This is a genomic window from Roseateles sp. P5_E4 (genome assembly GCF_054049255.1).
Window position 1 is genome coordinate 1 of record NZ_JBFUMS010000012.1, and the last position, 20,788, is coordinate 20,788.

Consider the following 20,788-nt stretch of genomic DNA (forward strand, 5'->3'; position numbering starts at 1 on the left):
ATGTCTGAACGAGCATTGGTTCGAGACATTGAAGCAGGCCAGAACCGAGATCGCCGCCTGGCGCCGTGACTACAACGAGGTCCGTCCGCACGGCAGCATTGGACGAATACCGCCGGCGCAATTTGCTGAGCAGCACCGCAGAAACGCGGCCGATCCCGCCCTGCACGCCGGACTCATCAATACAGAGATCCAGTAACCTTCAACCAGGGCTCCGAACTATCAATTGGCACGGCGTTTGGGGGCAGGTCAACCTTGCGGGCCTTGCCATCGGTTTCGGCGGTTTTGATCGCCGCCCGGATCGCTTTGTCTGAAAGAAGGTCGCTTGCAGCCATGTCGCCCCCATGACCCGGGCACTGAGCCGGGTAACTCGGCGAGGGATGTTACCCGGGTCGCCTGTGTTACCCGGAAAGTTACCCGGCCAGATGCCGGAAGGTGGCGCACTTACCCGGACGCTGATGGACAAAGAAAAAGGCCTAAGTCGTTGATTGACTTAGGCCTTTTGAACTTCAGCGGACCCCGCTGAACTCTGAGATGGTGGAGCCGGGGGGAATTGAACCCCCGTCCGCAAGCCATCACCGGGCAGATCTACATGTTTAGCCGGCTGATTTGAATCTCACGGTCAACTCGCGCAGTGGCACGCTAGCTTTCCCGCCAGTCACTTGATCTCACGCCCCACCGAGTGACCCGGTGCGACGCCAGCCGATGTGAGTGACTTCTCAGCCTTGCCCCTTGCGGAACTCAGCCCGGCCCATCGGCCTGCCGTTGAGAAGCTCATCCGCAATTAAGCGGCGAGTGCGAACGTAGAGTCGTTTGCAGTTACTTTGTTTCCAGTGGTTTTACGAGCGGACTGGTGCTCGACATGCCCTACTCCGGATCCGCACCCACGTCGAAACCAAGTCGGCCCCAGAGACCTTGCATCTTAGGCCAGATCGAGCGCTTTCAAGAGCTCACCCGGCGCGGACAGCTCCAGGTCGGCGCCCCAATGACGAAATTCACCGCTATGGCCGAGATAGCCCCACGCCGCAGCGGCCGTTGCCATGCCAGCAGCGCGACCGGCCAGGATGTCGCGTTCGTCGTCTCCGACATAGAGGCAGGACGCCGGTACCACGTTCAAGCGGCGTGCTGCCTCCAGCAGCGGGGCGGGGTGCGGCTTGGTATGGCTCGTGGTGTCGCCGCCCACGATGGCGCCGGCCGCCAAACCCAGCGCCTTGGCAAGCGGCAAGGCGAAGCGTTCGGCCTTGTTGGTGACGATGCCCCATGCCAGGCCCGCATCAGCGAGCCCGAGAAGCTCCGCCTCGATGCCGACAAATGTGCGCGTGCTGTCATACATCAGCGCTTCGTAGCGATCCAGAAATTCACGCTTGAGTTCGTCATAGCCCGACTGACCAGGCGCCGCGCCGAAGGCTTGGCCCAGCATGCCGCGCGCGCCGGAGCCGCCATGCGGCCGATATTGCGGCAACGGCAGCGGCGTGAGACCACGATCGGCGCGCATCGCATTGGCCGCCGCCGCAAGGTCAGCAGCACTGTCGATCAACGTGCCGTCCAGGTCGAACAGCACGGCCTGCAGATGCGACCAGGGGGCGGCAAGCTTCAAGCGGGACGGCGGCAAGCCAGCAGGTAGTTCACGTCGGTGTCGCTGCCGAGGCTGTAGCGCTGCGTGAGCGGGTTGTAGGTCAGGCCGCGGCTGCCTTGCAGCTCAAGCCCGGCGTCGCGACAGAACTGCGACAGCTCCGACGGCTTCAGGAAGCGCGCATATTCGTGCGTGCCCTTGGGCAGCATCTGCAGTACGTACTCCGCACCAACGATGGCGAGCAAGAACGACTTGGCGTTGCGATTGAGCGTCGATAGGAAGACCCAGCCGCCGGGCTTGACCAGCGTCGCCAGCGCCCGCACGACCGAGGCCGGGTCGGGCACATGCTCCAACATCTCCATGCAGGTAACCACGTCGAAGCTGGCCGGTTGTTCAGTGGCCAACACTTCGACAGCGATTTCGCGGTATTCCACGCCTTCGGTCCCCGCCTCCATGGCGTGCAGTTCTGCGACGCGCAGCGGCTTGGTCGACAGGTCGATGCCCAGCACCTGGGCGCCGGCACGTGCCATGGAATCGCTCAGAATGCCGCCGCCACAACCGACGTCCAGCACACGCTTGCCTGCCAAAGGGCAGAGCTGCTGAATCCATCCCAGGCGCAGCGGGTTGATCTCGTGCAGCGGTTTGAAGTCGCTCTCGGGGTCCCACCAGCGGTGGGCCAGTTCGCCGAATTTGGCGAGCTCTTGCGGATCGGCGTTGATCGTCATGACATCCAGAAAGTAGAAAAGCCCCGACGGCGGACCGTGCGGGGCTTTGCGCAAAGCGCCCGAGGGCGCTGAGCTTACTTGTTGCGCGTACCGACGACTTCGATCTCGGTGCGGCGGTTCTTGGCGCGGCCTTCGGTCGTCTTGTTGTCGGCGACGGGCTGCTTTTCGCCCTTGCCTTCGGTGTAGACGCGGTTCGGCTCGACACCCTTGCCAACCAGGTAGGCCTTGACGGCTTCCGAGCGGCGGATCGACAGCTTCTGGTTGTACTCATCGCTGCCCACCGAGTCGGTGTGGCCAACGGCGATGATGACTTCCAGGTTGATGCCCTTGGTCTTGCTGACCAGGTCGTCCAGCTTGGCGGTGGCTTCGGGCTTCAGCGTCGACTTGTCGAAGTCGAAGAAGGCATCAGCGGCGAAGGTGACCTTCTCGCTGACCGGAGCCGGCGGCGGGGGAACCGGCTTCGGAGGCTGGGGAGCCGGGGCCGGAGGCGGGGGAGCAACCGGTACCGGCGGCTCAACCTTGGGTGCCGGCTTGATTTCGCCGTCGCAGCCCTTGGCGGCCGTAGCGGGTGTCCAGAAATTGTCGCGCCAGCAATATTCGTTGGTGCCGTTCTTCCAGACGGTGCCGTCGGTTGCGCGCCAGTTGTCGATAGCTTGGGCCGATGCGCCAGACGCAGCAACGGCGACCGCGGCCACCGCAAACAGCGACGCCACACGATTCAGTTTCTTCATGATTCTCCTCTCAAGGAATGCCGCAGTTGCCCTGCGAGAGTCAGTACTCAACCTCTAACCTCAGGAGAGACTTTAGGGTTTCTCCTAGGGACCCGACGATTGTGCCATGGGGGCACCGAGACCAACGCATTGTGGCGGCCTACGTTCAAGGCCATGGTGACGATGTTGCGCTGCTGCTACAGGGGGGCGGGCCGCATAGAATTCGCGCCTTTCACCTACCTCTGAGGACGCCGCGGCCGTGTAGCGCGTGCGTCATCCTGCCGCATGACCCAGTTCGCCAAGGAAACCCTCCCGATCAGCCTCGAGGAGGAGATGCGCCGCTCCTATCTCGACTACGCGATGAGCGTGATCGTGGGACGCGCCCTGCCCGATGCGCGTGACGGCCTGAAGCCGGTGCACCGTCGCGTGCTGTACGCGATGAACGAGATGGGCAACACCTACAACGCCAAGTACCGCAAGAGTGCGCAGGCGGTGGGCGAGACCATGGGCAAATACCACCCGCACGGCGACTCGGCCATTTACGACACCATCGTCCGCATGGCGCAGCCATTCAGCCTGCGCCACATGCTGATCGATGGTCAAGGCAACTTCGGCTCGATCGACGGAGATAACGCCGCTGCAATGCGATACACCGAGATTCGTCTCGACAAAATCGCTCACGAAATGTTGGCTGACATCGACAAGGAAACCGTCGATTTCGGACCCAACTATGACGGCAGCCATAAGGAACCCCTGGTACTGCCGACCCGTTTGCCGAATCTTCTGGTGAATGGCGCTTCGGGTATTGCCGTGGGTATGGCCACGAATATCCCGCCGCACAACCTCAACGAGGTTGTCGACGCCTGCCTGTTCGCGCTGAAGAGCCCGGAATGCACCGTTGACGAGCTGATGGAGATCATCCCGGCGCCGGACTTCCCGACCGCCGGCATCATCTACGGCCTGGCTGGCGTGCGCGATGGCTACCGCACCGGCCGCGGCCGCGTCGTCATGCGCGCCAAGGTGCATTTCGAGGACATCGACAAGGGTTCGCGCCAGTCGATCATCGTTGACGAGATCCCCTACCAGGTCAACAAGAAGACCCTGCTTGAGCGCATTGCCGAACTGGTGCAGGAAAAGAAGATCGAGGGCATCAGCCACATCCAGGACGAGTCCGACAAGTCCGGGATGCGCGTGGTCATCGAGCTCAAGCGCGGTGAAGTGCCCGAGGTGGTGCTGAACAACCTGTACAAGCAGACGCAGCTGCAGGACAGCTTCGGCATGAACATGGTCGCCCTCGTCGATGGCCAGCCCAAGCTATGCAATCTGCGCGACATGGTCATCGTGTTCCTGGAGCACCGCCGCGAGGTGGTGACCCGCCGCACGATCTACGAACTGCGCAAGGCCCGCGAGCGCGGCCATGTGCTGGAAGGCCTGGCGGTGGCGCTGGCCAACATCGACGAATTCATCGAGACCATCAAGACCTCGCCGACGCCGCCCGTCGCCAAGGCTGCCCTGATGGCCAAGAGCTGGGATTCGTCGCTGGTGCGCGAGATGCTGTCGCGCACCGAGACGCTGTCGGCCGGTGGCCCCTCCGCCTACCGTCCCGAAGGCCTTGAGCCCGAGTACGGCATGCAGGCCGACGGCCTGTACCGCCTGTCGGAATCGCAGGCTGGCGAAATCCTGCAGATGCGCCTGCAACGCCTGACTGGCCTGGAGCAGGACAAGATCGTCGGCGAGTACAAGGAAGTGATGGCGGAGATCGCCGATCTGCTCAACATCCTTGCCACGCCTGCCCGGGTGACAACCATCATCAGCGACGAGCTGGTGCAGCTGAAGAACGAGTTCGGCCAGACCAAGCTGGGCGCTCGCCGCAGCGTCATCGAGCACAACGCCCAGGAACTCGGCACCGAAGACCTCATCACGCCGACCGACATGGTCGTGACGCTCTCGCACACCGGCTACATCAAGAGCCAGGCATTGAGCGAATACCGCGCTCAAAAGCGCGGCGGCCGCGGCAAGCAGGCCACGCAGACGAAGGACGACGACTGGGTCGACCAGCTCTTCATCGCCAACACCCACGACTGGCTGCTGTGCTTCTCCAACCGCGGCCGCGTCTACTGGCTCAAGGTCTGGGAAGTACCGCAGGGCTCGCGCAACTCGCGCGGCAAGCCCATCGTCAACATGTTCCCGCTGCAGGCCGACGAGAAGATCACCGTCGTGCTGGCGCTGACCGGCGAGTTCCGCAGCTTCCCTGAAGATCACTTCATCTTCATGGCCACGGCCATGGGCACGGTCAAGAAGACCTCTCTGAAGGACTTCAGCAATCCCCGCAAGGCCGGCATCATCTCCGTCGACCTGGACGAGGGCGACCACCTGATCGGCGCCGCACTGACCGACGGCCACCACGATGTGATGCTGTTCAGCGACGGCGGCAAGGCCGTGCGCTTCGACGAGGACGACGTGCGCCCGATGGGCCGCACCGCCCGCGGCGTGCGCGGCATGATGCTCGAGCCCGATCAGCGCCTGATCGCCATGCTGGTGGCCGAAGACGAAACCCAGAGCGTGCTGACCGCCACCGAGAACGGCTACGGCAAGCGCACGTCCATCGTTGAGTACACGCGCCACGGCCGCGGTACCAAGGGCATGATTGCCATCCAGCAGAGCGAGCGCAATGGCCGCGTCGTCGCCGCGACGCTGGTGCGCCCCGAGGACGAGATCATGCTGATCACCGACAAGGGCGTGCTGGTGCGCACCCGCGTCAGCGAGATCCGCGAACTCGGCCGCGCCACGCAAGGCGTCACACTGATCGCGCTGGACGACGGCAGCAAGCTGTCCGGCCTGCAGCGCATCGTCGAGAACGACGCCAACGAGACCGATGCCCCTGCCGAAGATGGCGAGGCCGGCCTTACCGATGACTCCTCCGAAGCCCCCAAGGACTGATCACATGACCTCTCGCAACCTGGGCCTGGCCCTCGCCCTGGCCCTGGCCACTGGCACCGCCCTGGCCGATCCGTCGCCGGCCAAGAAGGCTCTGATCGACAAGATCGTGGCGCTGCAGCAGCAGGGCATGGCCGACAGCATGGCGGCCAGCATCGTGCAGCAACCCCTGCCACAGCTGACGCAAGGCGGCCGCGCCGCGCTGCAGCAAGTGCCGCCCGAGAAGCGCGACGCGACGGCCAAGGCCATGGACGCCGAGCTGAAGAAGTTCATCGAGGAAAACGTGCCCTACCTGAAGGACAAGATCGCCAAGGCGATTGGGCCCACGGCTTCGGCCCTGCTGGACGAACGCTTCAACGAGGACGAACTGAAGCAGGTCGTCGCCTGGGCAGAATCGCCGGTCAGCCAGAAATTCGGCCTTGCCAGCGTCGAACTGCAGAAGGCCGTCGCGCAAAAGGTGATGGCCGAGGCCGGCCCCACGCTGGAAGGCCGTCTCAAGGCCTTGCAGACCACGCTGGCCAAGCAATTGGGCCTGCAGCCTCCGCCGGCCGCCGCGCCCAAGCCCGCAGCCTCCGCGCCCAAGAAGTAGCCTCCCGGATCTCGATGACCACAGCCCGCCCGTTCAATTTCGCCCCCGGCCCCGCCACACTGCCTGAACCGGTGCTGCAACAGGTGGCGGCCGAGATGCTGGATTGGCACGGCAGTGGCATGAGCGTCATGGAGATGAGCCACCGCGGCAAGGAGTTCATCTCCATCGCGGAAGCGGCTGAGCGGGATCTGCGCGAGCTGCTCGCCGTGCCGGCCAACTTCCGCATCCTCTTCATGCAGGGTGGCGGCTTGGGTGAAAACGCCATCGTGCCGCTGAACCTGAGCCGTGGCGGCAAGGTCGATGTCGTCGTGACGGGCTCCTGGTCGCGCAAGAGCGCCGCCGAGGCGCGCCGCTATGCCGACGTGCAGATCGCCGCCGACATCGGCAAGGGCGGTGCCATCCCGCGCGACTGGCAGCTGCGCAGCGATGCCAGCTATGTCCACGTCTGCACCAACGAGACCATCGACGGCGTCGAGTTCCACGACCTGCCCCGTATCGGCAACGGCGTGCCGCTGGTCATCGACTGCTCCTCCCACCTGTTGTCGCGCCCCATCGACTGGAGCCGCATCGGCCTGGCCTTCGGCGGCGCGCAGAAGAACATCGGCCCGGCCGGCATGACCCTGGTCTTCGTGCGCGAAGACCTTCTGGGCCGCGCACTGGAGATCTGTCCTTCGGCCTTCAACTACGAAACCGTAGCGGCAGCCCAGTCCATGTTCAACACGCCGCCAACCTTCGCGATCTATGTGGCGGGTCTGGTGTTCCAGTGGGTGAAAGGCTTTGAGTACGCCGGCAAGCGCGACCTGGCCGCCATTGAGCAGCGCAACATCGACAAGGCCGGCCTGCTCTACGCGACGCTGGATGCCTCCGGCTTCTACGAGAACCGCGTCGACGCCAGCTGCCGCTCACGCATGAACGTGCCCTTCTTCCTGAAGGATGAAAAGCTCAACGAGAGCTTCCTGACCGCGGCCAAGGCCGCTGGCCTGCTGCAGCTCAAGGGTCACAAGTCGATGGGCGGCATGCGCGCGTCCATCTACAACGCGATGCCGCTGGAAGGCGTGCAGGCGCTGGTGTCATTCCTGAAGGACTTCGAGGCCCGCCATGGCTGAACCTGTCGCCTCCCAGGCACTGCTCGCGCTGCGCGACCAGATCGACGGCCTGGACCGCCAACTGCTGGACCTGCTGAACCAGCGCGCCCGCGTCGCCGAGCAAGTCGGCGAGATCAAGCGCGCCGAGGGCACACCCTTTTTCCGCCCGGACCGCGTCGCCCAGGTCATCGACAAGATCCGTGCTGCCAACCCGGGGCCGTTGAAGTCCGAGCACGTCGCGGCCATCTGGCGCGAGATCATGTCCGCCTGCCTGGCGCTGGAGTCGCCGCAGCGCGTCGCCGTGCTCGGCCCCATCGGCACCTTCTGCGAGCAGGCCGCTCTCGAATACTTCGGCAGCGCCGCCGACATGACCTACTGCGCCACTTTCGACGAGGTCTTCCACGCGACGGCCAGCGGCAGCGCGCAGTTCGGCGTCGTCGGCGTCGAGAACATGACCGAGGGCGTCGTCACGCGCTCGCTGGACCTGTTCCTGCACACGCCCTGCCATGTGGTCGGCGAGGTCAGCCTGCTGATCCGCCACAACCTGATGCGCAAGGAGCCTTCGATGCACGGCATCGAAGCGGTGCTCGCGCACCCGCAGGCCCTGGCCCAATGCCAGAACTGGCTGAACAAGCACCTGCCCGACGTCGAGCGCCGCGCCGTGTCCAGCAATGCCGAGGGCTCGCGCCTGGCCGCCACCAACCCGGCCTGGGCCGCCCTGGGCAGCGAACGTGCCTCGCAGGTTTTCGGCCTGCACATCACCGCGCACGCCATCCAGGACGAGGCATACAACCGCACGCGCTTCGCCGTCATCTGCCTGCCGCAGACGATGGCCACACCGCCGGCCACCGGGCGCGACTGCACCAGCCTGGTCGTTTCCGTGCCCAACCGGCCCGGCGCCATGCACGATCTGCTGGTGCCGCTGAAGAAGCACGGCGTGTCCATGACCCGTCTGGAGTCCCGCCCGGCCCGTACCGGCCAGTGGGATTACTACTTCTACATCGACCTCGACGGCCATCCGACGCAGCGCCACGTCGCCGACGCGCTGGCTGAGTTGCGCGAGCTCTGCGCCTTCTTCAAGATGCTGGGCGCCTACCCGGTGAAAAACTAACCATGTTTCAACAGCTCGGCGTGATTGGATGCGGCCTGATGGGTGGCAGCTTCGCGCTGGCGATGAAAAAAGCCGGCCTGGTCAAACGCGTCGTCGGCTACAGCAAGTCGCCGTCCACGACGGAGCAGGCCAAGAAGCTGGGCGTCATCGATGTGGCCGCCGAATCGGCGCTGCTGGCGGTGTCAGGTTCGGACATCGTGCTGATCGCGGTACCCGTGTCGGCCACCGAGAGCACGCTCAAGGCCATCCGCCACCTCGTCAATCCGGGCGTCCTGTTCATGGACGTCGGCTCGACCAAGTGCGACGTCATCGAGGCCGCGCGCCGCGCCCTGGGTGACCGCTCTTCCAGCTTCGTGCCCTGCCATCCCATCGCCGGCAAGGAGTCGGGCGGTGTCCAGCATGCCGAGGCGAATCTCTACGAAGGCCGTCAGGTCATCCTGACGCCCCAGCCCTTCACCAATCCGCAGTTGGTGCAGCGTGCAACCGACGTTTGGTCCGCCCTGGGCGCCACGGTGCTGAAGATGCGGCCGCACAACCATGACGCGGCCTTCGCCGCAGTCAGCCACCTGCCGCATCTGCTGGCCTTTGCCTATTTCCAGGCCATCGCCGAGCAGCCGGCCGCGCGCGACTACCTGAGCCTGGCCGGCCCAGGCTTTCGCGACTTCACCCGCATCGCCGCCGGTGAGCCGTCCGTGTGGCGCGACATCCTGCTGGCCAACAAGCACGAGGTGCTGGCCCAGTCCAAGCGTTTTCGCACCATGCTCGATCAGCTTGAAGCGCTGATCGAATCCGGTGATGCGCCGGCCCTGGAAGCCGCGCTGCGTCCCATCTCCGAAGGCCGTTCAGCCTGGGGCAATCCGCCCCCTGCCCCTCCTCCCGGCCGACCAGCCGGCAAGTGATGTTCAAGATCCCTTTTCTCGACCTGCCGCCCCTGCGCGGCGCCGCAGGCACCGTGCGCCTGCCCGGTTCCAAGAGCATTTCCAACCGCGTGCTGCTGCTGGCGGCCTTGAGCGAAGGCAAGACCGCCGTGCGCGACCTGCTGGCGTCCGACGACACGGCCGTCATGCTCGATGCGCTGCGGGCGCTCGGCTGCGGCGTCTGGAACGAAGGCGAGGCCATCGTCATCGACGGCCTGGGTGGCCGCCTTCGCGCCAAGGACGCCAAACTCTTTCTCGGCAACGCCGGCACCGCCATGCGGCCGTTGACCGCAGCGCTTGCCCTGCTGGCCGCGACGCAGGGGGCGAGCTTCGAGGTGTCCGGCGTGGCGCGCATGCATGAGCGTCCCATCGGCGATCTCGTCGACGCGCTGCGCGGCCTGGGCTGCGAGATCGACGACCTGGGCAACGCCGGCTACCCGCCGCTGCGCCTGCGCGGCCCGTCCACGCTTGCGCTGGACACGCCGGTGCGCGTGCGCGGTGACGTGTCCAGCCAGTTCCTGACCGCGCTGCTGCTGGCCTTGCCTTTGGTCGCCGAGCGCGACATCCGCATCGAGGTCATCGGCGAGCTGATCTCCAAGCCCTATATCGAGATCACGCTGGCCCTGCTGGAGCGTTTTGGCATCGCGGTGAAGCGTGAAGGCTGGGAGGCTTTCATCATCCCGGCCGGAAGCCGCTATCGCTCGCCCGGCGAGGTCTTCGTCGAGGGCGATGCGTCCTCGGCGTCCTATTTCGTCGGCCTCGGCGCCATCGCCGCGATCGATACGCCGATCCGCATCGAAGGTGTCGGTAGCGAATCCCTGCAGGGCGATGTGCGTTTCATCGAGGCCGCTGCCGCCATGGGTGCGCAGGTCAAGACCGGGCCCAATTGGCTGGAAGTACGCCGCGGCGCCTGGCCGCTGAAGGGCATCACGCTGGACTGCAACCACATCCCCGACGCGGCGATGACGTTGACAGTGATGGCGCTTTATGCCGACGGCCCGACCACGCTGACCAATATCGCCAGCTGGCGCGTCAAGGAGACCGATCGCATTGCTGCCATGGCCGCCGAGCTGCGCAAGCTGGGTGCCACGGTCGACGAAGGGCCGGACTGGATCCGGGTTGAACCGCTGCAGGACTGGAAGGCCGCGGCCATCCACACCTACGACGATCACCGCGTCGCCATGTGTTTCTCGCTGGCCGCCTTCAACGGCCTTGTCACCGATCACGCCGTGCCGGTGCGCATCCTCGAGCCGCACTGCGTCGCCAAGACCTTCCCGGACTACTTCGAGACGCTGTTCGGCGTCGTGATGGCCAACGCTGCCGACATTCCGGTCGTCACCATCGACGGCCCGACCGCCTCCGGCAAGGGCACGCTGGCCGATGAGGTGGGCAAGGCGCTCGGCTTTGGCGTGCTTGATTCCGGTGCGCTCTACCGCGTCTCGGGCTTGGCCGCGCGCCGCGCCGGCTTGAACCTGGATGACGGCGACGCCGTCGCCGCCATCGTGCCGACGCTGCAACTGCGGTTCGGCGATGGCCATGTCTTCCTGGGCCAGGAAGACGTCAGTGCCCGGCTGCGAGCCGAAGCGACCGGCCTGCTGGCCTCACAGGTCGCCGTCCATCCTCAGGTGCGCAAGGCCCTGCATCAGTTGCAACTCGACTTCCGCCGCCTGCCCGGTCTCGTCGCCGACGGCCGCGACATGGGCACAGCCATCTTCCCCGACGCCTCCCTCAAGGTATTCCTCACCGCCAGCGCCGCGACGCGCGCTGAGCGCAGGCATAAGCAGTTGATTTCCAAAGGAATTTCGGCTAATATCGATAGCTTGCGCGAAGATCTGGAGGCGCGGGACGAACGGGACAAGAACCGCTCAGCCTCGCCACTGGAACCCGCGCAGGACGCGCAGTTGCTCGACAACTCGGCGCTGACCATCGAAGCCTCGGTGGATCAGGTGCTGGATTGGTGGCAACAGCGCAGGCCTTTTTGACGCGCCTCGTTACGCACGAGGTGCCAGAGAAGGTCCAGGCTTGAGAAGCCACGGCCCGCGGCCCTTCCCTCCGAACGTCAGTTCACTGAGGGCCGCGATGTCAACAACTTAACCCGCAGCTTGTCTGCACGCCGCGTCCGGGGCTCCCCGGCGCATCAGGATCCATCACATGTCCCAAACCCAAACCGCCCAAGCCTCCGGCATGGAATCCTTTGCCGCCATGTTCGAGGAGTCGCTGCAGCGCTCCGACATGCGCGCTGGCGAAGTGATCTCGGCCGAAGTCGTTCGTGTCGAACACAACTTCGTCGTCGTCAACGCAGGCCTCAAGTCCGAAGCCTACGTGCCCATCGAAGAGTTCAAGAACGACCAGGGCGAACTGGAAGTCCAGGTCGGCGACTTCGTCTCCGTCGCCATCGACGCCATCGAAAACGGCTACGGCGACACCATCCTGTCGCGCGACAAGGCCAAGCGCCTGGCCTCGTGGCTGAGCCTGGAAACGGCCCTGGAGTCCGGCGACTTCGTGACCGGCACCGTCTCCGGCAAGGTCAAGGGCGGCCTGACCGTCCTGGTCAACGGCATCCGCGCCTTCCTGCCCGGCTCGCTGCTGGACACGCGCCCGGTGAAGGACATGAGCCCGTTCGAGGGCAAGACCATGGAATTCAAGGTCATCAAGCTCGACCGCAAGCGCAACAACGTTGTGCTGTCGCGTCGTGCCGTGGTCGAAGCCTCCATGGGCGAAGAGCGTGCCAAGCTGCTCGAGACGCTGTCCGAAGGCGCCATCGTCAACGGCGTGGTCAAGAACATCACCGAATACGGTGCGTTCGTGGACCTCGGCGGCATCGACGGCCTGCTGCACATCACCGACATGGCATGGCGCCGTGTCCGTCACCCGTCCGAAGTCGTGACGGTTGGCCAGGAACTGACCGCCAAGGTCCTGAAGTTCGACGCCGAGAAGAACCGCGTCTCGCTGGGCATCAAGCAGCTGGGCGACGACCCGTGGTTCGGCGTTGCTCGCCGCTACCCGACCGGCACGCGCCTGTTTGGCAAGGTCACGAACATCGCCGATTACGGCGCGTTCGTCGAGATCGAGCCGGGCATCGAAGGCCTGGTGCACGTCTCCGAAATGGACTGGACCAACAAGAACATCGCCCCCAGCAAGCTGGTCTCGCTGGGCGACGAAGTCGAAGTCATGGTCCTGGAAATTGACGAAGACAAGCGTCGTATCAGCCTGGGCATGAAGCAGTGCAAGGCCAACCCGTGGGAAGAGTTCGCCGAGAACGTCAAGCGCGGCGACAAGGTCAAGGGCCCGGTCAAGTCGATCACCGACTTCGGCGTGTTCGTGGGCCTGGCGCAAGGCATCGACGGCCTGGTGCACCTGTCCGACCTGTCCTGGGACGAGACCGGTGAAACCGCCGTTCGCAACTTCAAGAAGGGCCAGGAAGTCGAAGCCGTCGTGCTGGCCGTGGATGTCGAGCGCGAGCGCATCTCGCTGGGCATCAAGCAGCTGGACAGCGACCCCTTCACCGCCTACACCACGATCAATGACCGTGGCGCATCGGTGACCGGCATCGTCAAGACCGTCGACCCGCGCGGCGCCGAGATCGAGCTGGCTGACGGCGTGATGGCCTATCTGCGCGCTTCGGAAATCTCCCGCGACCGCGTGGAAGACGCCCGCAACGTGCTGAAGGAAGGCGACGAAGTCACCGCCGTCGTCGTCAACATCGACCGCAAGACCCGCAACATCCAGCTGTCCATCAAGGCCAAGGACAACGCCGACAACCAGGAAGCCATGACGCGCCTGAGCCAGTCGAGCGAGCGTGAAAACGCCGGCACCACCAGCCTGGGCGCCCTGCTGCGCGCCAAGCTGGACAACCAGGGCAATTAAGCCCTGGTTGAACTGCCCGGTCCTCTAGCGAATTGCTGGAGGCCGGGTATGCTCCCCACAGGCTCGCCGGCCTCGCCAGCGGGCCTGTTTCAATTTCAAGAGACAAGCCGCCTCGCTTATGACCCGCTCCGACCTCGTCGCCGTCCTCGCCGAACGATTTGGCCAACTGACCCAGCGGGACACAGAGTTCGCGGTCAAGACCATCCTCGACGCGATGAGCGACGCCCTCGCGCGCGGCCACCGCATCGAGATCCGCGGCTTTGGCAGCTTCTCCATCAGCCGCCGCCCGCCCCGCGTGGGCCGCAACCCGCGCAGCGGCGAGCAGGTCATGATCCCCGAGAAACTGGCTCCTCATTTCAAGCCCGGCAAGGCGCTGCGCGAGGCAGTCGACAAGCATCTTCCTGTGACGGACGCCTGACCCCGCCTGAGTCAGAATCCCGGGCCATGCGCACCCTCGTCTGGCTCCTGCGAGCCCTGCTCTTCTTCACACTGTTTGCCTTCGCGCTGAACAACAGCCACGAAGCCGTCGTGCGCTGGTTCTTCGGCCACGAGTGGCGCGCGCCGCAGGTCATCATCGTGCTGCTGGCCTTCGGCTTCGGCGCCGCCTTTGGCGTGCTGGCCATGGTGCCCGCCTGGTGGCGCCACCGCCGCGCCGCCCAACGCGTCGAACCCCTGCCCGGCATGCCCCAACCCACACCCGAAGTCCCCGCAGCCCCTTACGCCGCCCACCAAGATGGAGTTTGATCCGCGCTGGCTGCTCTTTGTCCTGCCCGTCGTCTTCGTCCTCGGCTGGCTGGCCTCCAAGCTCGACTCCAAGCAGTGGAAGCTGGAACAGCGTGATTCGCCCAAGGCCTATTTCAAGGGTCTGAACCTGCTGCTGAACGAACAGCAGGACAAGGCCATCGATGCCTTCATCGAGGCCGTCCAGAACGACCCCGACACCTCCGAGCTGCACTTCGCCCTGGGCAGCCTGTTCCGCCGCCGCGGTGAGACCGAGCGCGCCGTGCGCGTGCACGAGCACTTGTTGCGCCGCGGCGACCTGCCCAAGACCGACCGCGATCGCGCCCAGCACGAACTGGCCCAGGACTTCTTCAAGGCCGGCCTGTTCGACCGCGCCGAGGCGGCCTATGCCGAACTGCGCGGTACCGCCTTCGAGCGTGAGGCGCGCCTGGCCCTCTTGTCGCTGTACGAGCGTTCGCGCGACTGGGCCAAGGCCGCCGAGGTTGCCGCAGAACTGGAAGCCGCAGGTACGGGCTCCTTCTCCGGTCGTATCGCGCATTACCTCTGCGAGCAGGCCCTGGTCGCCCAGTCCCAGGGGCATGTCGACCTGGTGCCCTCCCTGCTTGAACAGGCGCAGCGCCGCGCGCCCGAAGCGGCCCGCGCCTATGTGCTGCAGGGCCAGATGCTGCTGAAGGCCGGCCAGGCCGAAGCCGCGCTTGCCGCCTTCACCAAGCTGCTCGCAGCCAACCCGCCGGCCTTCAACCTGGTCGCCGCCGATTGCGCCGCCGCCGCCAAGTCTCTGGGCCAGCCCGAGCGCGCCATCGCGCTGATCAGCGAGCAATACCACCGCTCGCCCAGCATGCATTTGCTGCGCGCACTGGCAGGCCTGCAGCCTGGCCCCCAACGTGAGCGCCTCGCGGCCCATCTGCGCGAGCAGCCGGCCCTGTCGGCCGCCACGGAGCTGCTCAAGCTCAATGCCGGCGCGTTGCCCGCCGACGAGGCCGCTCCCATGATCCAGACGCTGGAAAAGGCCGCCAAGCCGCTGCAGCGCTATCGCTGCGCCGCCTGCGGCTTCGAGGCCGCCCACTACTTCTGGCAATGCCCGGCCTGCCTCAACTGGGACAGCTATCCGCCGCAACCCATTGAGGAACTCGCGTAGATGAAGCCCCTCGCCCAGCCGCACACCGCTGAACGCGGTGCGCCTGACCGGTCCCCCGGGGGGACGGCGATGCTTGCCGTATTGACCGGCAAGCACATCGCCAGCGCGGGCCGGCTTGGGAGCGGCCCGGCGCTCGGCCCGCAATGACTATGGAACAACTGAAATGAGCAGCGCAGCCGAAGACCGCTTCGTCATCTGCATGAAGTGGGGCACCAAGTACGGCCCCGAGTACGTCAACCGCCTGTACGGCATGGCCGCGCGCCACCTGCGCGGCCCCTTCCGCTTCGTCTGCTTCACCGATGACGCCAACGGCATCCGCTCCGAGGTCGAAAGCCTGCCGCTGCCCGAGACGCACGCCAGCCAAGGCAAGCGCGATGGCGGCTGGAAAAAGCTCGGCACCTACCAGGCCGACCTCTTCGGCCTGAAGGGCACGGCCCTGTTCCTGGACCTGGACGTCGTCATCGTCGGCGACCTGACCGAATTCTTCGCCGTGCCCGGCGACTTCCTCATCATCAAGGACTGGAAGCGCCCCTGGCGCGTGACGGGCAACTCCTCGGTCTACCGTTTCCGCATCGGCGCCCACGCCGACGTGCTGGCCCACTTCATCGCTCACCAGGACGAGGTGCGCGCCAAGTACCGCAACGAGCAGGAATATCTCAGCCATTTCCTGCACGACCAGGGCAAGCTGGGCTACTGGCCCACGGACTGGTGTGCCAGCTACAAGTACCACTGCCTGCCGATGTGGCCCACCAGCTTCTGGCGCGACCCCTTCATTCCGGCCGGCGCGCGCGTGCTGGTCTTCCACGGCGTGATGAACCCACCCGATGCGCTGGTCGGCCGCTCGGAAGGCAACTGGCGTCACGCCCGCCCGGCAAAGTGGATCGCCGACCATTGGCGTGAGTGAACCCACGAGCATGGACAACCGCATCGTCACTGTCGACAGCCGCGACTGGACCTCGCCCAGGCATGGTCTCGTGCCCGACCTGGAAGCCGGCCGGGTGCTGTTCTTCCCGGAGCTGCGCTTCGAACTGACTTCAGAAGAAGCCGGGCTGCTGCGCCCCGACGTGCGTGACGAGAAGTCACGCAACATCAGCCTGCGCCTTGACGGCGTGCTCGCTGGCGCCGCCGTGCAGGGCGAAGAGCGGGCAAGGCTGGCAGCCATGATCGGGCGTTTCCGCGCCCGCGCCTGCTCGCTGATCGACGCAATCGCGCCAACCTACAAGCCGGCGCTGCGCCTGGCACCCACGAGCTATCGGCCCATGCAGGTCGAGTCGCGCGTGCAGTCCTGGCGCGCCGATGACCGCCGCCTGCATGTGGACGCCTTCCCGTCGCGCCCCAACCGCGGCGAGCGCATTCTGCGTGTGTTCACCAACCTCAACCCCAACGGCGAGCCGCGCGTCTGGCGCGTCGGCGAGGCCTTCGAGGACATCGCCCGGCGCTTCGTGCCACGCGCCAAGCCTTATGTGGCCTGGCAGGCCAAGGCCCTGAAGGCGCTGCACGTGACCAAGTCGCTGCGCACCGAATACGACCACCTGATGCTGCAGTTGCACGACGGCATGAAGGGCGACCTGGACTACCAGCGCAGCAGCCCGCAGGTCGAGATGCCCTTCCCGCCTGGCTCGACCTGGGTCTGCTATTCCGACCAGACGTCGCATGCGGTCATGTCCGGCCAGTTCATGATGGAACAGACCCTGCACTTGCCGGCCGAGGCCCAGGTGGACCGCACGGCCAGCCCCCTCGCCATCCTTGAGCGCCAGCTCGACCGCCGGCTGACCTGAATGCCCTGGTTGTCCACGGGCATCGTCCTCATCGTCGCCGGCCTGTTCCTGCGCGAACTGGCCACCGTGCTGAGGGCCCGCGTACCGACGCAGACCCGCGCCATCATGGTGGGCGACAACGCGCCGCTCTGCCAGGACGAGGTTCCCAGGATCATCTGGACCTACTGGCAGCCCAGCCCGGCGCCGGCCTTCATCCAGGCCTGCCTGGCCAACTGGCGCCGCTTCGCGCCCGACCACCAACTGCGCCTGCTGGACCGCACCAGCGTCTCGCAATGGCTGCCCGCGCTGCGAACCGATTTCGACGAGATGCCGCCCCACCGCCAGGCCGACTGGCTGCGCGTCCAGCTGCTGGCGCGGCACGGCGGTGTCTGGATGGACGCGTCCATGCTGCTGAGCCGCGACCTGGCCTGGCTTCACGAGACACGCCGGCGCCGCGCTGCGGACTATGTCGGCTTCTACATCGACCGCTACACAACCCGGCCCGAGCTGCCCATCATCGAGAACTGGCTGATGGCTTCGGTGCCTGGCGGGGCTTTCGTGACCGCGCTGGCTGCCGCCTTCGACCGGGCGCTGGACGAAGGCGCAGAGGCGCTGCTGCAACGCCTGCACGGCGAAGGTCGACATGCCCGTGTCGTGCAGGCGCTGACCGATGAATCCGCGCGCGATCTGCTGATGCAGATGGCGGCAGGCAACCTGCTGGACCGCGAGCCGCAACTCGCCCGCCTGGTGCTGCTGCGCGCAGAAGACGGCCCGCTCGCATGGCAAGCCGGCGTGGGCTGGCGCCAGCGCCACCTGTACGCCCGCCTGGCCTTGGTGCCCTGCCCCCGCGTGCTGCCCGCCGTGCTCAAGCTGCGCAGCGTGGACCGCGCCATCGTCGAGCGCAACTGGCGGCGTGGTCTCGTGTCGCCTTTCAGCGCCCTGGTCCAGCTCGTCGCCCGCGGCAAGTGAAGCCACGCCGGCCGTAGAGCTTGGGAGCGTACGCCGACCAGTCGGTGCAGGTCGGCATCGGTTGGCACGGCCCACCATCGCCGATACTTGAAACATCGGTCTGCAGGCGGGCACGAGCCCGTGATTTCCCATGAATTCCCTGTTTTTGAGCAATCTGGACGAACACCTGCAACTGATGCAGGAGCTCGGAGCGCTGGACCCACAAGTGCAGCAGGCCGGCCAACGGCTCGCCGACGCGCTGAAGGCGGGCGGCAAGATCATGTTCTGCGGCAACGGCGGCTCGGCCGCGGACAGCCAGCACCTGGCCTCCGAGCTGACGGGCCGCTTCATCAAGGACCGCCGCCCGCTCGCCGGCCTGGCGCTGACGACCGACAGCTCAGCGCTGACCTGCATCGGCAACGATTACAGCTTTGACGATGTGTTCGCCCGCCAGGTGCAGGGCCTGGGCCGCGCCGGCGATGCGCTGATCGGCATCTCGACCTCTGGCAACTCCGGCAACGTGCTGCGCGCCGTCGAGGCCGCCAAGGCCATGGGCATCTACACGCTGGGCCTGCTGGGCCGCGACGGCGGCAAGCTGGGCGCGCTGTGCGACGACAGCATCATCGTGCCGCACGGCATCACCGCCCGCATCCAGGAGGCGCACCTGCTGATCGGCCACACGCTGTGCGGCCTGATCGAGGCCAACCTGGGCGTGGGCCAATGAGCGCCCTGCCCTCGCGTGAACTGCTCGCCTCCCGCCGCATCCTCGTCGTCGGCGACGTCATGCTGGACCGCTACTGGCACGGCGCCGTGGAGCGCATCTCGCCCGAGGCGCCCGTGCCCGTCGTGCGCATCGAACGCGAGGAGGAGCGCCTGGGTGGCGCCGCCAACGTCGCGCTCAACATCCGCACGCTGGGCGCGAGGGCCACGCTGCTGACCGTCGTCGGCCAGGACGAACCGGCCCGCCGCCTGCGCGAACTGCTGCACGAGCGCGACATCGAGACCGTGCTGCGTGAGGACAAGCAGCTCTACACCATCGTCAAGCTGCGCATCATTGGCCGCGCCCAGCAGTTGCTGCGCGTGGACTTCGAGAACGAGCCCGACCACGAGGCGCTGGGCGAGATGCTTGAGGCCTTCGCCGAGCAGTTGCCCCGACACGACGTCGTGCTGTTCTCCGACTATGGCAAGGGCGGCCTCACGCACATCCCGCGCATGATCGAAATGGCCCGCGCCGCGGGCAAGTCCGTGCTGGTCGACCCCAAGGGCAGCGACTACAAGCGCTACGCCGGCGCCAGCGTCATCACGCCCAACCGGGGCGAACTGGCCCAGGTCGCGGGCGCCTGGCGCGGCGAGGAAGAGCTGCGCGCCAAGGTCGAGACGCTGCGCGCCGACATCGACGTCGGCGCCGTGCTGCTGACGCGCTCGGAAGAAGGCATGACGCTGTTCGAAGCCAGCGGCGTCACTCACGAGCCGGCACGCGCCCGCGAGGTGTTCGACGTGACCGGCGCAGGCGACACCGTCATCGCGACGCTGGCCGTGATGACCAGCGCCGGCGTGCCGCTGCCCGAAGCCATGCGCCTGGCCAACAAAGCCGGCGGCATCGTCGTCGGCAAGTTCGGCACAGCGACGGTGAGCTACGACGAGCTGGCGGCATGAGCATGCTGGAAGACAAGCTCATCGACGCCGCCGCGCTGGGCGACGCCGCGCTGGCGGCGCGGCTGGCAACGCTGGGCCGACCCATGGTGTTCACCAACGGCGTGTTCGATGTGCTGCACCGCGGCCACGTGGCCTACCTGCATGCGGCGCGCGAGCAAGGGGCGAGCCTCGTCGTGGCCGTCAACTCCGACGTCTCAGCGCGTGGCCTCGGCAAGGGGCCGGACCGGCCGCTGAACCGCGACGTCGACCGCGCCCTGGTGCTGGCTGGCCTGGCGTCGGTCGACGCGGTGCTGTTCTTCGACGAGCCCACGCCTTGCGCACTGCTGGCGCGCGTGCGCCCGCAGCTCTACGTGAAGGGCGGCGACTACGACATGGAAGCGCTGGAAGAGACGCGCCTCGTGCGTTCGTGGGGGGGCGATGCGCGCGCCATTCCCTTCGTCGACGGCTACTCGACGACCGCCCTGGTCAACCGCATCCGCGCGCAGGGCCGATGAGCGCGCGCCGCCCCGCCGCCTTCCTCGACCGCGACGGCGTCATCAACATCGACCACGGCTACGTCTACCGCTGGGAAGACTTCACCTTCGTACCTGGCGCGTTGGATGGCCTGCGCCGCCTGCAGGCTGCCGGTTACGCCCTCGTCATCGTGACCAACCAGTCGGGCGTGGCGCGCGGCTACTACGACGAAGCGGCGGTGCAGCACCTGCACGACGCGCTGCGGGAGCACCTGGCGCAACAGGGCATCACGCTGGCCGCCATCGAGTACTGCCCCCACCTGCCCGACGCGCAGCTGCCCCGCTACGCGCTCGACTGCGACTGCCGCAAGCCCGCGCCCGGCATGATCCTGCGCAGCGCCGAAGCGCTGGACGTCGACCTCGCCGGCTCGCTGATGTTCGGCGACAAGCCATCGGACGTCGAAGCTGGCCGGGCGGCAGGCGTCGGGCGCTGCGTTCTTCTCGCGAAAAACGGGCAGCCGACCCCGTCGGCCGTGGACTACCTCGACCTCCCGCAGGCGCTGGACGCACTGGGCATCGCCTGAC

The 20,788-nt window shown here is 66.4% G+C and carries 21 protein-coding genes and 1 other RNA gene; 18 read left to right on the forward strand and 4 right to left on the reverse strand.

What is annotated here, in order from left to right:
* The coding region (locus ACXJLH_RS21675) for an integrase core domain-containing protein (protein ID WP_457446189.1) at positions 1–196 on the forward strand (196 nt) is incomplete at its 5' end.
* A 336-nt stretch (positions 197–532) separates the two neighbouring features.
* Here ACXJLH_RS21675 and ssrA read toward each other — a convergent pair.
* From ssrA to ompA, 4 genes are all read right to left on the reverse strand, one after another.
* Positions 533–905: a transfer-messenger RNA gene (gene ssrA / locus ACXJLH_RS21680) on the reverse strand.
* A 14-nt stretch (positions 906–919) separates the two neighbouring features.
* The gene (locus ACXJLH_RS21685; RefSeq protein WP_457446190.1) at positions 920–1,594 is read right to left on the reverse strand and encodes an HAD-IA family hydrolase; all 675 of its coding nucleotides are present in this window, start codon (positions 1,592–1,594) and stop codon (positions 920–922) included.
* Positions 1,591–2,295, reverse strand: coding sequence for a bifunctional 2-polyprenyl-6-hydroxyphenol methylase/3-demethylubiquinol 3-O-methyltransferase UbiG (ubiG, locus tag ACXJLH_RS21690; RefSeq protein ID WP_056202136.1), 705 nt, complete (start codon positions 2,293–2,295; stop codon positions 1,591–1,593). The genes ACXJLH_RS21685 and ubiG overlap by 4 nt, the downstream gene beginning before the upstream one ends.
* Before the next feature lie 74 nt (positions 2,296–2,369).
* The gene (gene ompA, locus ACXJLH_RS21695; protein WP_056202133.1) at positions 2,370–3,026 is read right to left on the reverse strand and encodes an outer membrane protein OmpA; all 657 of its coding nucleotides are present in this window, start codon (positions 3,024–3,026) and stop codon (positions 2,370–2,372) included.
* Between the two features lie 264 nt (positions 3,027–3,290).
* On the opposite strand from ompA, the gene gyrA reads away from it, so the two are divergent.
* From gyrA to gmhB, 17 genes are all read left to right on the forward strand, one after another.
* The gene (gene gyrA, locus ACXJLH_RS21700) at positions 3,291–5,945 is read left to right on the forward strand and encodes a DNA gyrase subunit A (protein WP_056202130.1); all 2,655 of its coding nucleotides are present in this window, start codon (positions 3,291–3,293) and stop codon (positions 5,943–5,945) included.
* A 4-nt stretch (positions 5,946–5,949) separates the two neighbouring features.
* Complete coding sequence (locus ACXJLH_RS21705; RefSeq protein ID WP_056202128.1) at positions 5,950–6,531, forward strand: DUF2059 domain-containing protein; 582 nt, start codon at positions 5,950–5,952, stop codon at positions 6,529–6,531.
* 14 nt (positions 6,532–6,545) lie between these two features.
* The gene (gene serC / locus ACXJLH_RS21710; RefSeq protein ID WP_457446192.1) at positions 6,546–7,637 is read left to right on the forward strand and encodes a 3-phosphoserine/phosphohydroxythreonine transaminase; all 1,092 of its coding nucleotides are present in this window, start codon (positions 6,546–6,548) and stop codon (positions 7,635–7,637) included.
* Positions 7,630–8,727 carry a prephenate dehydratase gene (gene pheA, locus ACXJLH_RS21715; protein WP_056202122.1) on the forward strand — a complete coding sequence of 366 codons (1,098 nt, stop codon included), beginning with the start codon at positions 7,630–7,632 and terminating at the stop codon, positions 8,725–8,727. The genes serC and pheA overlap by 8 nt, the downstream gene beginning before the upstream one ends.
* 2 nt (positions 8,728–8,729) lie before the next feature.
* The gene (locus ACXJLH_RS21720) at positions 8,730–9,626 is read left to right on the forward strand and encodes a prephenate dehydrogenase (RefSeq protein WP_056202119.1); all 897 of its coding nucleotides are present in this window, start codon (positions 8,730–8,732) and stop codon (positions 9,624–9,626) included.
* The gene (locus ACXJLH_RS21725) at positions 9,626–11,626 is read left to right on the forward strand and encodes a bifunctional 3-phosphoshikimate 1-carboxyvinyltransferase/cytidylate kinase (RefSeq protein WP_457446194.1); all 2,001 of its coding nucleotides are present in this window, start codon (positions 9,626–9,628) and stop codon (positions 11,624–11,626) included. The genes ACXJLH_RS21720 and ACXJLH_RS21725 overlap by 1 nt, the downstream gene beginning before the upstream one ends.
* 169 nt (positions 11,627–11,795) lie before the next feature.
* Entirely contained in the window at positions 11,796–13,511 is a 1,716-nt protein-coding gene (gene rpsA, locus ACXJLH_RS21730) for a 30S ribosomal protein S1 (RefSeq protein WP_082532915.1), read from the forward strand.
* Positions 13,512–13,629: 118 nt separating this feature from the next.
* A complete protein-coding gene (locus ACXJLH_RS21735; RefSeq protein WP_056202110.1) occupies positions 13,630–13,929 on the forward strand; it encodes an integration host factor subunit beta in 300 nt (99 codons plus the stop codon).
* Between the two features lie 26 nt (positions 13,930–13,955).
* Complete coding sequence (locus ACXJLH_RS21740; RefSeq protein WP_056202107.1) at positions 13,956–14,255, forward strand: LapA family protein; 300 nt, start codon at positions 13,956–13,958, stop codon at positions 14,253–14,255.
* Complete coding sequence (gene lapB, locus ACXJLH_RS21745; RefSeq protein ID WP_056202104.1) at positions 14,245–15,390, forward strand: lipopolysaccharide assembly protein LapB; 1,146 nt, start codon at positions 14,245–14,247, stop codon at positions 15,388–15,390. The genes ACXJLH_RS21740 and lapB overlap by 11 nt, the downstream gene beginning before the upstream one ends.
* 163 nt (positions 15,391–15,553) lie before the next feature.
* Entirely contained in the window at positions 15,554–16,294 is a 741-nt protein-coding gene (locus tag ACXJLH_RS21750; RefSeq protein WP_457352782.1) for a glycosyltransferase, read from the forward strand.
* Between the two features lie 10 nt (positions 16,295–16,304).
* Positions 16,305–17,168 carry a Kdo hydroxylase family protein gene (locus ACXJLH_RS21755; protein ID WP_457446428.1) on the forward strand — a complete coding sequence of 288 codons (864 nt, stop codon included), beginning with the start codon at positions 16,305–16,307 and terminating at the stop codon, positions 17,166–17,168.
* A complete protein-coding gene (locus ACXJLH_RS21760; RefSeq protein WP_457446196.1) occupies positions 17,169–18,116 on the forward strand; it encodes a glycosyltransferase family 32 protein in 948 nt (315 codons plus the stop codon).
* Positions 18,117–18,246: 130 nt separating this feature from the next.
* Positions 18,247–18,819 (forward strand): D-sedoheptulose-7-phosphate isomerase, encoded by a 573-nt coding sequence (locus tag ACXJLH_RS21765; RefSeq protein ID WP_457446198.1) that lies wholly within the window; start codon positions 18,247–18,249, stop codon positions 18,817–18,819.
* Positions 18,816–19,751, forward strand: a complete 936-nt coding sequence (gene rfaE1, locus ACXJLH_RS21770) for a D-glycero-beta-D-manno-heptose-7-phosphate kinase (protein WP_457446200.1) — start codon at positions 18,816–18,818, stop codon at positions 19,749–19,751. The genes ACXJLH_RS21765 and rfaE1 overlap by 4 nt, the downstream gene beginning before the upstream one ends.
* Positions 19,748–20,245, forward strand: coding sequence for an adenylyltransferase/cytidyltransferase family protein (locus ACXJLH_RS21775; protein WP_457352794.1), 498 nt, complete (start codon positions 19,748–19,750; stop codon positions 20,243–20,245). Before rfaE1 ends, ACXJLH_RS21775 begins: the two co-directional genes overlap by 4 nt.
* Positions 20,242–20,787 (forward strand): D-glycero-beta-D-manno-heptose 1,7-bisphosphate 7-phosphatase, encoded by a 546-nt coding sequence (gmhB, locus tag ACXJLH_RS21780; RefSeq protein WP_457446202.1) that lies wholly within the window; start codon positions 20,242–20,244, stop codon positions 20,785–20,787. The genes ACXJLH_RS21775 and gmhB overlap by 4 nt, the downstream gene beginning before the upstream one ends.
* Position 20,788 lies beyond the last annotated feature (1 nt).

Bases quoted from the DNA above. Each gene is read 5' to 3' on its own strand.
- ubiG (WP_056202136.1), bottom strand. From the start codon at position 2,295: ATGACGATCAACGCCGATCCGCAAGAGCTCGCCAAATTCGGCGAACTG.
- ompA (WP_056202133.1), bottom strand. From the start codon at position 3,026: ATGAAGAAACTGAATCGTGTGGCGTCGCTGTTTGCGGTGGCCGCGGTC.
- gyrA (WP_056202130.1), top strand. From the start codon at position 3,291: ATGACCCAGTTCGCCAAGGAAACCCTCCCGATCAGCCTCGAGGAGGAG.
- ACXJLH_RS21705 (WP_056202128.1), top strand. From the start codon at position 5,950: ATGACCTCTCGCAACCTGGGCCTGGCCCTCGCCCTGGCCCTGGCCACT.
- serC (WP_457446192.1), top strand. From the start codon at position 6,546: ATGACCACAGCCCGCCCGTTCAATTTCGCCCCCGGCCCCGCCACACTG.
- pheA (WP_056202122.1), top strand. From the start codon at position 7,630: ATGGCTGAACCTGTCGCCTCCCAGGCACTGCTCGCGCTGCGCGACCAG.
- ACXJLH_RS21720 (WP_056202119.1), top strand. From the start codon at position 8,730: ATGTTTCAACAGCTCGGCGTGATTGGATGCGGCCTGATGGGTGGCAGC.
- ACXJLH_RS21725 (WP_457446194.1), top strand. From the start codon at position 9,626: ATGTTCAAGATCCCTTTTCTCGACCTGCCGCCCCTGCGCGGCGCCGCA.
- rpsA (WP_082532915.1), top strand. From the start codon at position 11,796: ATGTCCCAAACCCAAACCGCCCAAGCCTCCGGCATGGAATCCTTTGCC.
- ACXJLH_RS21735 (WP_056202110.1), top strand. From the start codon at position 13,630: ATGACCCGCTCCGACCTCGTCGCCGTCCTCGCCGAACGATTTGGCCAA.
- ACXJLH_RS21740 (WP_056202107.1), top strand. From the start codon at position 13,956: ATGCGCACCCTCGTCTGGCTCCTGCGAGCCCTGCTCTTCTTCACACTG.
- lapB (WP_056202104.1), top strand. From the start codon at position 14,245: ATGGAGTTTGATCCGCGCTGGCTGCTCTTTGTCCTGCCCGTCGTCTTC.
- ACXJLH_RS21750 (WP_457352782.1), top strand. From the start codon at position 15,554: ATGAGCAGCGCAGCCGAAGACCGCTTCGTCATCTGCATGAAGTGGGGC.
- ACXJLH_RS21755 (WP_457446428.1), top strand. From the start codon at position 16,305: ATGGACAACCGCATCGTCACTGTCGACAGCCGCGACTGGACCTCGCCC.
- ACXJLH_RS21760 (WP_457446196.1), top strand. From the start codon at position 17,169: ATGCCCTGGTTGTCCACGGGCATCGTCCTCATCGTCGCCGGCCTGTTC.
- ACXJLH_RS21765 (WP_457446198.1), top strand. From the start codon at position 18,247: ATGAATTCCCTGTTTTTGAGCAATCTGGACGAACACCTGCAACTGATG.
- rfaE1 (WP_457446200.1), top strand. From the start codon at position 18,816: ATGAGCGCCCTGCCCTCGCGTGAACTGCTCGCCTCCCGCCGCATCCTC.
- ACXJLH_RS21775 (WP_457352794.1), top strand. From the start codon at position 19,748: ATGAGCATGCTGGAAGACAAGCTCATCGACGCCGCCGCGCTGGGCGAC.
- gmhB (WP_457446202.1), top strand. From the start codon at position 20,242: ATGAGCGCGCGCCGCCCCGCCGCCTTCCTCGACCGCGACGGCGTCATC.